We start from the raw sequence: 12,802 nt of genomic DNA, 5'->3' as shown, positions 1-12,802 counted from the left end.
CTCGCTTACAGGATGCCGGTGGCTTCGGTGAGCAGCCAGATGCCGATCACGAGCAGGACGGCGCCGATGGCGACCGTGAGACCGAACTGCCCCCAAGTCTTGCGACCGGTGTGGATTTCCGCGTAGGTGCCGTAGGCGTGGTAGCACACGCCAATGAACATCGACGCCACCACCAGGAGGGCCACGAGCATGATGATGTCGTAGCCGTAGTTCCTGATTGTTTCCATGATGCCGCTGCCGGCGCCGCGGGTCGGGTTTTCCAGCTGCGGCAGACCTTGCGCAAACGACAGCGCGGGCAGCGCGGCGGCACCCAGGGCGACGGCGGCGCGTTGGACAAAACGAGTAGTGAGGATGCGGTTTGGCATGGTCAATCCCTTCAGGTCAGGAGAGGAGGAAGAACGTCATGACGAGGTACATCGCGACGAAGCGGATGCAGACGCCGAGGAACTGGCGTTGGTTGAGGCGGTTCTCGGCCCACCCCACGTAGGCCGTTCGGATGGCCCAGACGCCCCAGACGAGCAGAACCGCAAACACGATGCCGACCAGAACGGTCGCCATCGCGGACGGCGCGATACCGCTGTTGGCTTGAAATGCCGAGACCTGGGCGCCGTTCATGGTCTGCCCTGCGCAGTCGTCGGCAGCGATGGCGGGGCGGTCCGCTCGGTGCGGTACTCACCAGCCAGTTCGGAGAGGTCGCGTGGCTGGGCGCGCGACGGTGTGAGATAGGCCTGGATGCCGGCGCGCACACGCGCCAGATCAGCCAGCAGTCGTGGGTAATCGAAGTGGTAGCGCTCGCCCGGCTGGATGGGTGCGTGTGCAGCGCCATCCGCGATGGTGCGCTCCAGCGCGTCGAGCTGGCGTAGCGCGGCAACCAGCTCCTGGCGCTGTGCCGGGGATTCGGCCAAGGCAACCGGGAACTGACCCATCAGCAGGGCCGTCACGAGAAAAGTTGGCACGCCGCGATGCGCGGCGCGCAGCCAGATCGGAGCCAACATCGCGCCATTCCTGTGTGATAAGCAATGGCTTGATCGTGGCGATCAAAGGCGTATCAGGCCGCAAACAATAAGAACCTGCGGATGACCGGATTGATGGCCTAGAGGTACTTCTTGAAGCTCCCTGCAGTCAGGCTCACGGCCAGCCCCAGCAAGCCGGCGCTGGGCAGCAGGATCAGCAGCGGATGCACCGAGATCGGCAGCGCCAGGTACGTGACCCAGGGCAGCACGGCCAGCGGCATCAGGCTCGCTTTCGCTCGGTGATAGATAAAGCCGGATTCCCGGCCTGCGCCGAACCGGCGCACATCCCGCCGTACCAAACCGTCGATCAGGCCGACGAAAGCGGCCGTGAAGATCAGCGGCAGCGTGAGCGCCAGGACCAGCAGGCGCACGAGGAAAGTAAGCGTCGTGAAGGCTGCGGCGATCAGGTAGCTCTCCGTCCAGACATAGACCTGGCTGATGAAGTAGCGGAAGTTGCGCCCTCCGTCCTGGTTTTTCCCCTGGCTGGGCGCGCGGGCGCGCTCGGCGGTCTGGCTCATGCGCTCCAGGAGCCCTGATCGCACGAACACCCATTCATAACCCGTGTCCACCAGCTCGTGCGCCGTTCGCCCCGGCTCCTGCACGACCACGCTGCGCGTGAAATGCTTGGACAGGTGCCCCAGCTCGTACTGCAACATTTGCTGGGAGTGCTGCCAGCCCTGGTCTTTCCAGAACAGGTGCATGCCGATGCACTCCATCAGGATCGAGAACAGCAGCGAGCCGACCAGCACCCCGAGCAGCCGGAGCGGCAAGGTGATGGTGCCGACGATCAAGCCCTGGCGGCGGTTCTGCTCGCGCTGCGCAGTCGAGGCGGCATCGCTCATGGCGCGGCCTCTTCGCTGGCCGTGTCGCCCGTGCCGGTGGTGGGTGTGGCGATGGCCGTCTCATCGAGCAGATCGTCCGGCAAGGCCGCGTCCTGCAAGACCGGGGAGCTGGTGAACTCCCACCACTGCGTGGCCTCGCTGTAGCTCTGGCGCATGTGCCCGGCCAGTTGCTGCAAGTCCGCCGGCATCACTTCATCCGGGTCTGGCGCCGGCAACGGCATACGCACCTTCCAAAGCTGACCGCCCTGCAGCAGCGCGAAGCACTGGCCTTTGGGCAGGCCGACGATGTGCGATGGCTCGATCATCGGCACGCTGGACATGCTGATGCGGTCTTGGGTGTTTGACGTAAAGTCTGTCGCTCCACGAATATCGGAGCTGTCGGTCGCGCCGCTGACGATGGTGGTCGTATAGACCTCGACCTTCGGCAATTGCCGGGTCAGCAATTCAGCGGTAGCCGTCTCGCGCACGCGCAGCATGAACAGGTTGTTGAAGTTGCCGATCACCTGACCGGCCTTCGCGCGGTTGCCAATGCGTGCTTCGATGTCCGAGAGCGTCTGTGTGTACGCGGTGACTTGCAGGCCAGCGCCGCCGCCCTTGTTGATCAGCGGGATGAACTCGTCGCCCATCAACTCGTTGAACTCATCGGCATGGACGTTGATCGGCACGCGCGAGCCAGCCGATGCGCCCGGCAGGCCGTCGTCGATCCCGTGCTTGTAGATGTGGCCGGCGACCGAAACCAGGTCGGAGAACATGGAATTGCCGACTGCGGCGGCGACCTCGGCGTCGGACAGCGCATCGAGGCCGACATAGACCACGGCGCGCTTTCGGATGACCTGCATCCAATCGAAGATCGGGCGTGGGTCGGCCAGGTCGGAGTAGTTCGGGGCCAGAAGCTGGGCGATCTTGCCGCTGGTGAGCTTCTCCAGCAGCGGCAGCAGCGATGCGACGATCTTGTCGAAGTAGGTCTTGTCGTAGCGCACTGCCGAGCGCAGGCCGTCGAGCACCGGGTCGTAGTTGCGCGCCTGCGAGAGGTACTGCTCCAGCGCCACCACGCGCTTTTCGCGCCCGATCATGTTGCGCGGGATGTTCTTCTCGTTGAGCTTGGCCTCGATCTGGACGATGACCTCCCAGGCCTTGGGCTCGGTCTTGGCGAAGTAGTGTTGGGCGTACTCGATGAACAGCGCGTCGATGTTGATCACATGGCGCTGGATCAGCATGTAGTCCGGGCGCTGCCCCAGTTCCACCAGGGCGCGGGCGATGATGTTGACGAAGCGCCACGCAAACTCGCGAAATGCCGCGCTGTTGCCTTCCCCGGAGAGCTGCCCTGCAACACGGGTGGCCACCTCGCTGATGCGCCCAAAGCGGCCCACAGCGTTGTAGCGCGCGGAAATGTCGGGCCAGCCCAAGTGGAAGACATAGAACTCGCCCTCGCGCCCCGCGCGCTTGGCCTCGACGTACACTCGCTTCAAAAGATCGGCGTCGCCCTTGGGGTCGATGACGATGACGACCTCGTGCTCGCCGTCGGCGTTCTTGCGCCGGATGTCCTGAGTCACGAACAACTCGGCCAACCGCGTCTTGCCCACGCGCGTGGTGCCCAGCACCAGCGAATGCCCGACGCGCTCACCCAGCGGTAGGCTGACGTCCACCTCATCGGGTTCGATGCCGTGCAGGCGCGGCAGGCCGCCCACAGGCGGCAGCGGGCGCACCGGGTTGAAAGGCACATCCCAGCCCGTGAGCGCAGGTAGCCGGGACAGCGGGAATGGCGCGAACTCCAGCCGTTCCTCCAGCCTGCGCGCCAGCCGGTAGGCCGGCGTCAGCTCGACGTAGCGGCGAAATTCCGGTCTGTATGTCTGCATCAGCCGATGGGTATGTTTCTGCTCCCACAGAAATCCGCGTCCCACGAACAGACGCTGCTGGCTGACCGGCACGTCCTTGCTGGTCATCACATAGCGCGGCAAGCGGCGAATGTTGCGTCGGTAGCGCAGGATGACGCGGGCATCGCGGTAGCGGATGGCACCGTAGATGCAGAACGCCAGCGCACTGCCGACGCCCATGGCGGGGCTCAGCGCGAGCGACCACGGGGCCACCAGGGACAGAAACGCGGCGCCTGCACACGCCGCGACGGTATAGAACTCCACCGCTGGGCGCAGCAGAACCTCGACCGGCTGTTTCCCCGACATGGCTTCATTGCTCGATGCCGGTGGCTGTGATCAGCACCGGGTAATGCCGCAGACCCAGGCGCTCGGCCAGGTCGTCACCGGCCACAGGCGCAAGGGGCACGCCGGGCACCAGGGCGCGCAGCCGTGCCAGGCCCTGCATGGTCTCGACGTTAACCACCAGGCCCACCGCGCCGCGCTCGCGCAGCGAGCCCGCCTGGCGAAGCAGCCAGGCGTGGGAAGCTTCGTCGTCGCCGACGACTACGAAAGGCCGCAGGCCCGGTGCCTCGATCACGCGCCGCGCGACGGTGCCAGGCGTGAGCTTGGCACTGCGCACCGGCAACATCGCGGCCTCATCCATGGGCGTGGCGGGCACCGGGAGCATCGGGATGGGCGGCCCGGCCGGAGCATTGGCGCGCGGCTGAAGGTTCAGAGCCTCGTAGTACGGCAGCGCCGACGTGCCGCCACGGTCTTCGACGACGATCAGGGGCTCTCCGGCGCGCGAGGCCAGTGGCAGAGCCGCCAGCAGCACGAGCAGGCCCTTCAGTGTGAGATGGGTCAAATGGCATGTTTTCATGGGGTGCTCTCCTGGTGCACGGCGATGGCCGCGGCGGTTGGGTGTGTGCCCTGCACACGGGCAAGGTGGCGCGACACGCTGCGCCGGTAACGAGCCGCAGGTTCTCCGCCCGCAGGACGGTGGTAGCGACCGATCGCCGGCAACCAGTCCTCGCCCGAGGTGTGCTGCTCTTTCAGGATTTCAGCGGCGATGGCGAGGTTGCTGTATGGGTCGAGCAGGTCGCACGGGCTGGCGTAGCGCTGCTGGTGGTAGCCGAGGTTGATCTGGCCCAGGCCCGCGTCGATGCGTGTGTGCGGCGTGGCGCGCATTGCCTGCTGCAAACCAGCGCAGGCGTCGGCACGGGTGGTGAAGCGGCGCGACTGACCGGCGACGTTGAGGGACCACGGCCACGGGACGATGCGCCCGTTGCGGCGGATGCCGCTTTCCTGCAAAGCCACGGCGTAGAGCACCGTCGAGGGGATGCCCGCGCGCTGTGCGGCAAGCTGGTAAGCCGGTGGCGGAAGCTCCTGGGCATGGGCGGCGCAGGCGCACAGGCCCGCCGCGATCACCAGTGCGCGCAAGCACTGCGAAACGGAGGTGGCCGCTATGGCTGGCGCTGCCATTGACCGTTCACCTCGCGCACGACCGCAGGAAGGTCTCCGGGCAAGCTCAGCGACAGCCACCGCCCGCCATCATGGTTGAGCGTGATGCCACCGCTGCGCACGCGCGCCGGATCGACGTTCGCACGCTTGGCCCAGTCGCGGATGCGCGTGTCGTCTTGGCGGCTGCCGACCATGTACAGGTCGAACTCGGTGCCGGAGGATTGCAGGCGCTGCACGAGTTGCCCGCAGGCCGCGCAGCCGTCCTTGACGAACACGGCCGTGCGGCCTGAACCGCGCAAGGGATTGGCGCTTGTGCCGGCGCCGGGTTTTTCGTCAGGCAGGTTCACCCGCTGCATGCCGGGACTCAGGCGCTGCCAGGCCTGGTCGTAGGCACGCTGGTAGGCGAGCAGCTTCTCGATACGGCGCGCCTCGACCTGCACCTGCAGCTCTGCGTAGCGGCGCCGTTCCTCGTCGGTGCGCGCCTCGATGCCCAGGGCGGACAGTGGGTCCAGGTTGGGCGAGTAGATGCCCAACGGCCCGTCCATCAGCTCGCGATAGCGAGCCCACTCCTGCGGTTGCAGGCCCCAGTCGCCTGCCACTCGGTCGTCCAGGGAGCGAGTAACCAGCGGGCGCTCCTGGCTGTGCGCACTGCCGGCGGGAGCCGTGGCCGGCTGCTGCGCCCAGGCGGGCAACTGGGCAGACGCGAGCAGGAGCGCGGAAAGGATGATCGACGGTTTCATGTCGTGCGCTCCGCTCAAGGAATCGCCATGCGACGGGTCTGGTCGCCGGCCTGGAACACCGCAGTGTTGCCCTCGACTGCCTGCAGGCGCCACGGGCCGACGGCATCGCCGGGAAGCAGCACTTGAAGCTGGTCGGGCGTGAAGTTCCCGTTATTCGGTGTGACGGACAGGCTGCGCTGGCCGGCGCGAAGTTCGGCGCCGACGATGCGGAACGGCAGTGGCGGCGGTTCTGGTTTGGCGGTGGGCCTGCTCGGTGAGCGCGGCTGGGCGGGCGCTGCGGCACGCAGGGCGCTTGGGCGTGCCTTGATCTGCTCGACTTCCGCACGAAGCGCCTGAAGGTCTTCGGCAGCGGCATAGCCGCTCAGCGTTGTCTCGACCTGGGCGGCGCGTGCTTCCAGGCGTTCGCGGGTATCTTTGAGGTCTGCCGCTGTTGCGACGACTGGACGCTGCTGGATGGCCTCAATGGTCTCGGCCAGGCCCACCGCCTGCGCTTCGAGACGTTGCAGGCGGGAATCAAGCAGCGTCTGGTCGGCCTGGTCGTTCATGGTCTGGTAGCTCAGGGCAGCGAAAACGCTGAGGCTGATCAGCCAGAGCCACATTAGGCTCTGCAACACCACGGCGGAGATCGGGCGCCGGGGAGCCTGCGCGGTATTCATGGCTGGCCTCCCGAAACCGAAGGCATCAGCGGAAACGTCTGCACCGCCTCGGCAACAGGCGGCTCGTGTGCGTGCTCGGCGGTCGCACTGCCTCCAGGCTGCTCAAAGCAAATCTGCCGTGCCCGTTCATCCGCATGCAGTTCCCAGGCCGGGCCGGCCAGGGTGAGCAGCGCATCGCGCAAGGTCATGGGGCCAAGATGCCGGTGCGCCGCCGGCAGCGGCAGCGCATACAACTCGGTCACGGCGCTGGGCGTCTCGCAAAGCTGGTAGCCACTGCGTTTGAGCACATGCCGCAGCCCATCGCCCACCGTGGCGCGGGCATCCTCGGGCATGGACACGTCGATGGTCTGCAACAGCAAGTCACGCTGCGCCGCCGTGGGTGCCAGCTCGACCAGCGTGTAGCGGCCATAGCGCACGACGGGAATGAACTCGGGTGCCTCGGGTTCGGGAGCGGAGGAGACGCCTTCTATGGCGTCTGGCACCAGCGGCGCGGTGGTGGTCGCGCAGCCGCTGGCCAGCGCTGCGGCCAGGAGACCAGCGCCGACCAGACGCCGGGATACAGGGATTGCGGGCATGGCATCGGCTCTTCTGTTGCGATGCCGATACCTTGGCGGAGCGCCGTTGAGCGGTCAGCTAGGAATGCGGACTGATGGACGACCGCTTTTTCAGAAACATGCGAAGACCGTGCTGATTTGGACAGTACTCGCTACCAGCTGATTACAAAAAAATGCTGCGGTCTCCCGATGGCGTCAGGATTGTTGCTCTCTTCATAGCTCTTGTGACTGCGACCCGCAGTGCCAAAAGGGCTTGGCTTTGACGAGAAGTATCTGCATTCGCAGGCACAATTCGTCCAGCATATCGCCCTTCGTAAATCAGTACCTCGTCAAACTCCTTACCCTTTGCTTTGTGAATGGTCATGAGATGAACTCCACGCCATTCCTTGGCGGCTGCTGTGAAATGCTCCTGCAGCAAAGCGCCCCGGACAGCTTCGATAGCGCCGACATACTGTCCTTGGGATCTCCAAAGCTCTGACAAAGACGCCCGCAGGTTTGAGCCCTTGTGAAGCAGGCGGAGATACTTGGCATCAGCGGCAACGCGCGACAGTTGGCCAACGGCAGACGTCGCGAGAAGCCCCCGCGCAGTCAACCAGTCTTCTTCAGGATGGCCGGTGAATACGACGTCCTGGCGAAGCGCTGCTAGGCGCGCGCACTCGCTGATCAACGCTTGGCGATTCTTGCCGCGGATCTTTCCGGAGACCAAGTATTGGTCGATGGCGTCGGCCATGTCGAGTTCCGCCTGCGCAGGGCGTTTGGTGCCACTGCGGCCCCGGATGTGGGTATGTAAGGCGGAGAGTAGCCGCGCAGCCAGAAGCTCCGAAGGGCCTCCTTCCATTAGCGTGGCGATGACGTTTGCCGCAAGCGCCGGGGATTCCGCGTCCATCGCCACCTCGTGGCGAAGGTTGGGCATGCCATCGGACTCCGCGGAGAGGTAGTCGGACACTTGAAGCATGAAGGCCTTGGATGGGACGAGCACTGCGATGGACCAGGCCGGCTCCTTGCGAAGTCGCTTGATTGCCTGGATGAGCTGGGCCTTCGCATGGAAATGCGGACCCCTTCCGTAGTACACGCCGTACTCGACCACCGACACATTGGCATAGACGGCGCCCTTGTTTTTCCCGGTGAGCAAGTCTGAACCGTACGTTGCGATGTCGGTTCCGGCACTGCGATGATTCTCCCCTTCAAACTCGACTGGCAAGGGGTCGAACTGGTCCACGAATTCCTTGAGCCGCTGAGGATCGGCGCCGCGGAATTCGTAAATACGCTGGTCGGGGTCGGCCAAGGCAATGATCCTGCAGCCGCGTCCAAGCTCGCGGACCATCGCCCATTCGTCGGCGTTCGTGTCCTGGAACTCGTCCACGACGAGTATCGGGTAGGTCGCTGTGTAGATACCTGCCAGCCGCCGGCTGCGGCGCAGCAGTTCAGCCGTCAACTGGGCGAAGAGGTCGAAGTGGAGCAGCCCCTCTTCATGGAAAAGGCGCAACTTCTCCTGGTGATGCTGCTCCTTGGCAAAGTGAGCCAAGCGCGCGGAGCCCTCGGGAGGTGGTAGGAGCTGGAGCGGCTTTCCGTTGCTGAGCAGATAGCCATGACTTCGCAGAACGCTCCATGCGAAGCCGTGATAGGTGTTGACATCTAGAAGTCTCAGATCATCCGCGGTGATGAGTTCCTTGGCTTTCTCAAGGACCCGTGCCACTGTGGGCCTCGCGAAGCTGAGAAACAGGATGCGCTGGCCTGATAGGAGCTTTGCTGATCGAATCTCGTCCCTGGCTTTGACCAGGGCGACATGCGTCTTTCCGGAGCCTGGACCACCCATGGCGAGCACGTGCCCCGTGCTTTGCAGAAAGTCCCTCTTCTGCGGTGTCCAGTCTTGTTCGACCGTCATAACTCTTCGTCATCGAACGGTGCTGCCGCCGCTGACGGCACGGGTGGCAGCGGCGGAGGTTCGACGGTGATGTGGATCACCCGCAGCGTGTCCCGGACATACTGCGGCATCTCCGCCTCGGTGCAGCACCCGAGCAAGTCGCCGGCATCGCCGCTTCCCTTGGCCCAGCCAAAGAATTGCCGCAATGCGTCGCGAATTTGCTCCACGGTCTGGGCGGCGTTAGGAGTTTTGGCGATCAGATGGTTCGGCCACGCGTTCTCCGCGACGAGGCTGAGCGCATATCGACGAAGGGCTGCCTCCGCGGTGTGGTGCAGCACTACGTTCTCGAAACCTTTCTCGGCAGATTCAAATGAGTGGTGCACGGCGGCCTTGATGGCAGCGGAAGCGGCTGGTTCCTGCTTGTCGAACACAGCAAAGACCGTCTTGCCCAAGTCTCTAAAGAACTTGCCGAGAGGCGCAACCTGCGCATCGGTTTGCGCATCGATGACGGCCACCCCCAGGGCCTCAAGCGTCTTGTATTCTGTGGGGTTCAAGTCGTTAAGCCGGCGCGCCGCTGCAGGTATCGCATCGAACTCCGTTCGACCTTCGACAACAAGTACATATCGGGCAAGCAGCGCTTCACAGAAGCGGGCCCTGAACTCTGCCTTGTATGCCTTGGGCTTGACCGCTGGTGGGTATGTCGCCAGCATCGCAGAAAGCTTGCCCCCGTCACGCCGCAGCACATGCATCTCGGACGGCGCGAATTCTTCGAGCACATAGGGCGAGTGCGACGTGAAAAGCGCCTGTGCCGACGTCTCGCGCACGCTGTTAACGATGCGCTTCTGGGTATGTGGCGGAAGGGCGATCTCGGGCTCCTCCATCGCGAAGATGACGTTCTGCTTCAGGCCCGCGATGATGGATAGCAGCGCCAGCACCAGTGTATTGATCGTGCCGGTGCCCTGATGGTGATATGGCGCGCAATAGGTGCTGCCGTCCGGACGCTTCGCGCCGGTGCCCATGAAAACGGTCAAATCCTTGCGCAGGGCCTCTCTAGTGAGATCCGACACGCGCATGTGAGGTTCCTCTGCCCAGTCAGAAGGAACGAATCGGCGAACAGCGTCCTGGACGTCCTTCAAGAGCGGGGCGATGCCGAGTTCCGGCTTATCGGCCACGGGGAGTTTGCGCAACTCGTTCAGCAGGTCTTCCCACATCGTCACGCGCTTGTCTTGAAGCCTGAGGATGACATCAAGCAACGACCCGCGCTCCAGGCTCAATGCCCGCGCCCCTGTCCTCAGCGTCCGGAGGTACAGGAAGCCGCACTTGCGCTTGTCGGTCGTTTTGAAAGTTGGGTGAGTACCTTCAGCTAGCACTGGGGTCGCGAAGAAAGTATTGCCCGTGAAGTCGTCTTCTTCCTTGTCGTAGCGACCCTCGAAAAACACCCGCAGCGCGGCCGACACGTCTGACGCATCCGTGCCTTCCGGGGGCGGGCCTACGAGTAGCGTCTTTTCCGTGGCGGACCACCACTCGATGTGGTCACGAAAGTGTCGCTGCTGCTCGGCGGACAGGTCACTGACGATAACTTCAATCCGAATGAGAACCGGATCTCCCTCTTCATCCAGGTAGCGCCCGGCGTGGAAGTCGTGCTCGTCGATGACGGGTCTTCGGGAGAGCCGTTCCGGGCCGAGGACGAGATCTATGGCCTCCAGCAGCGTTGACTTCCCGACGTTGTTGTCACCGAGAAATACGCTGTGGCCTGACAGCGTCACGATGCCGGATTCAATCCCACGAAACTTTTCGACCTTGACTTTTGCAATCTGCATTGGCTCCCCCGATTCTGCTCATGTGAGTTTAGCCAGTAACCAATCGTTTCTCCAAAGAGAGTCCACACTGAATCTGAAAGGACGCAGCCACGTCCTGCGGAGACTGCGGGACGTGGCTGCAAGGTGGGAAGAACAGAAAGCCGGCGGCGCTAGGCCGGCGATGGCGTGGAAATTAGGTAGCGACCAACTGCCGAGCCAGTGCGACCTCGACGGAATCACCGTCCTGGTTCAGAACATCCAGCCCCGATTCGGGCACATCGCCCGAGGTGGACTGCGAGACCATGATCTTCTTGGCCATCAGTTCCAGGCAGGTCATCTGCGAGGAACCGGCGTAGCCGAGGTAGATCACGCGCACGGGCTGTTTCTGCCCAATGCGCCAGGAGCGGCGTGCTGCCTGTTGGAGCGAGTACACGTTGTAGCCACTTTGCATGAACACAATCGTCGGGAACTCCAGCAGGTCCAGCCCCGTCTTGACCAGCTCGGGATTGGTGACGAGCACGTCGATGCCCCGGTCCAGTTGCTCGGCGATCCAGTCCTCGCGGCGGCTGGCATCCACGCTTGCGCGCAGTACCGCCACCTTGAATCCTTCCTGCTCCAGCAGCCCCTTCAGGCGTGACGTGGTGTCGCGCGTTCCGGTATAGACCGTGTAGGCCAGAACCTTGCGCCCCTGTTCCTTCTCCGCTTTGCAGATGTCGATCAGCTCGCGCTCCTTGGGGCTGATCTCGAACTCATTGAACTGAGCCGGGACAAACGCCAAGGTGTTGCGCGTGCGCGGATGCACCACGGTCTCCGACCGGAAGCAGCAATCCGGCCAGGCCAATAGCACGTTGAGCACCACCCCCAGCAAGGTCGTATCGCGTCGCGCCAGAGCCTGTTTCAGTTCTGCGGTCAGCCGACCCGCCAGATCGCGGTAGGCCGCAGCTTGCGCCACGTCCATCTGGACTTCACGAAACTCCTCGTCATACGGCGGCAGGACGTTGCCACCGATGTCCTTGAGCTTGAGGAAAATCGTAAACGGCAGGATGCAGCGCAAGACGCCTTTCGGGCCGAAGCCGGGAGCCTTGACCGTGCGCACCGATACCTTGGTGCCTTTGGCTGTCTTGTGCGCCGTGCCGGCGCTCTCGGAGTAGATGTCCTTGAGGACGCCGTGATCGCGCATGAATGCCATCGCAGCCGAGGTCATGCTGCCGCTCGTGGTCGGGCGGTAGCCGTCTTCGATCATCCGTCCGGGCAGTGCCCGGAACAGCAGGTAGAACAGATCATCGCCGTAGCCGCCCATCAGCGTGCCGGTCAGCAGCAAGGTCTTGCGAGCCTTCGCCGCCAGCACGCCCATGGCCTGGCCCTGGGCACTGCCACCGTTCTTGTACTCGTGCGCCTCGTCGGCGATGAGCAGGTCGAACGTGCCTTGCGGTAGGTAGCGTTTGATGAACTCGGACGGTTGGTAGCCGCCTTCGCCAAAGCCAAACTCCATGTTGGCCATCGCACGTTCCATGCGCGTGGCCTGACGGTCGGAAAACACCAGCTCGCCGTTGCCATCCATGAGGTTGATGAACTCATGGATGTTGTCGCCCAGCATCGAGGCCAGGAAGCCGTCACCGAACTTCTGCATCAGCTTCTGTGCAGTGACTTCCCCGATGGTCGGGATGCGCTTCAAGGCTTTGAGGACGACCGAGGACTGGTCGCTGCCGGACAGGCTACGCGGGCGGATCAGCGTCCACAGGGGCGCGGCGCAGTGGCTGCACTTCCTGCGGGACTCCTCGGCTTCGAGCGCGACCGGGTTGACCGGCTCGCCGTCGAGGTCGGTGATGAGTGTGCCGCAGTCCGGGCAGGCTGCCACGTCGCCGTGGCGGGTGCGCCGCTGGGTGAAGACAGGTTTCCAGTGGAACCCCATCCGCATCCTGACGCGCCCCAGGATGAAAAACTCCTGGCCCGTGGGCTGCACATGGTGGTGTCCTCGGATGAACGGGAACAGCATCGCCCGCAGGGGGCAAGCACTGCC

At 64.0% G+C, this 12,802-nt stretch carries 12 protein-coding genes and 1 pseudogene; all 13 read right to left on the bottom strand.

The genetic code is table 11. The features are described from left to right. Positions 1-5: 5 nt before the first annotated feature. Positions 6-365 (bottom strand): TIGR03745 family integrating conjugative element membrane protein, encoded by a 360-nt coding sequence (locus DACI_RS21035; RefSeq protein WP_012205982.1) that lies wholly within the window; start codon positions 363-365, stop codon positions 6-8. Positions 366-381: 16 nt separating this feature from the next. Continuing rightward, positions 382-615 (bottom strand): TIGR03758 family integrating conjugative element protein, encoded by a 234-nt coding sequence (locus DACI_RS21030; RefSeq protein ID WP_012205981.1) that lies wholly within the window; start codon positions 613-615, stop codon positions 382-384. Further along, positions 612-995 (bottom strand): integrative conjugative element protein, RAQPRD family, encoded by a 384-nt coding sequence (locus tag DACI_RS21025; RefSeq protein ID WP_012205980.1) that lies wholly within the window; start codon positions 993-995, stop codon positions 612-614. Before DACI_RS21025 ends, DACI_RS21030 begins: the two co-directional genes overlap by 4 nt. A gap of 98 nt (positions 996-1,093) precedes the next feature. Then, entirely contained in the window at positions 1,094-1,855 is a 762-nt protein-coding gene (locus DACI_RS21020; RefSeq protein WP_012205979.1) for a TIGR03747 family integrating conjugative element membrane protein, read from the bottom strand. Further along, complete coding sequence (gene traD / locus DACI_RS21015) at positions 1,852-4,035, bottom strand: type IV conjugative transfer system coupling protein TraD (protein WP_012205978.1); 2,184 nt, start codon at positions 4,033-4,035, stop codon at positions 1,852-1,854. Before traD ends, DACI_RS21020 begins: the two co-directional genes overlap by 4 nt. 4 nt (positions 4,036-4,039) lie before the next feature. Further along, positions 4,040-4,588: an integrating conjugative element protein gene (locus DACI_RS21010; RefSeq protein ID WP_012205977.1), complete on the bottom strand. Its 549-nt coding sequence runs from the start codon at positions 4,586-4,588 to the stop codon at positions 4,040-4,042. Next, a complete protein-coding gene (locus DACI_RS21005) occupies positions 4,585-5,190 on the bottom strand; it encodes a transglycosylase SLT domain-containing protein (RefSeq protein WP_012205976.1) in 606 nt (201 codons plus the stop codon). The genes DACI_RS21010 and DACI_RS21005 overlap by 4 nt, the downstream gene beginning before the upstream one ends. Further along, complete coding sequence (locus DACI_RS21000; RefSeq protein WP_012205975.1) at positions 5,172-5,909, bottom strand: TIGR03759 family integrating conjugative element protein; 738 nt, start codon at positions 5,907-5,909, stop codon at positions 5,172-5,174. Before DACI_RS21000 ends, DACI_RS21005 begins: the two co-directional genes overlap by 19 nt. Before the next feature lie 14 nt (positions 5,910-5,923). Beyond that, positions 5,924-6,565 (bottom strand): hypothetical protein, encoded by a 642-nt coding sequence (locus DACI_RS20995; RefSeq protein ID WP_012205974.1) that lies wholly within the window; start codon positions 6,563-6,565, stop codon positions 5,924-5,926. Next, positions 6,562-7,140: a PFGI-1 class ICE element type IV pilus protein PilL2 gene (gene pilL2 / locus DACI_RS20990; protein WP_012205973.1), complete on the bottom strand. Its 579-nt coding sequence runs from the start codon at positions 7,138-7,140 to the stop codon at positions 6,562-6,564. Before pilL2 ends, DACI_RS20995 begins: the two co-directional genes overlap by 4 nt. Before the next feature lie 142 nt (positions 7,141-7,282). Beyond that, the gene (locus tag DACI_RS20985) at positions 7,283-9,004 is read right to left on the bottom strand and encodes a UvrD-helicase domain-containing protein (RefSeq protein ID WP_071543045.1); all 1,722 of its coding nucleotides are present in this window, start codon (positions 9,002-9,004) and stop codon (positions 7,283-7,285) included. Then, complete coding sequence (locus tag DACI_RS20980; protein WP_012205971.1) at positions 9,001-10,803, bottom strand: ATP-dependent nuclease; 1,803 nt, start codon at positions 10,801-10,803, stop codon at positions 9,001-9,003. The genes DACI_RS20985 and DACI_RS20980 overlap by 4 nt, the downstream gene beginning before the upstream one ends. Before the next feature lie 172 nt (positions 10,804-10,975). Continuing rightward, positions 10,976-12,745, bottom strand: a pseudogene (locus DACI_RS20975) (helicase-related protein); the annotation flags it as partial. Positions 12,746-12,802 lie beyond the last annotated feature (57 nt).

The sequence above is a fragment of the Delftia acidovorans SPH-1 genome (assembly GCF_000018665.1).
Lineage (GTDB): Bacteria > Pseudomonadota > Gammaproteobacteria > Burkholderiales > Burkholderiaceae_C > Comamonas > Comamonas acidovorans.
The sequence above is the reverse complement of the archived record's forward strand: the minus strand, read 5'-3'. Positions and strand labels throughout refer to the sequence as shown.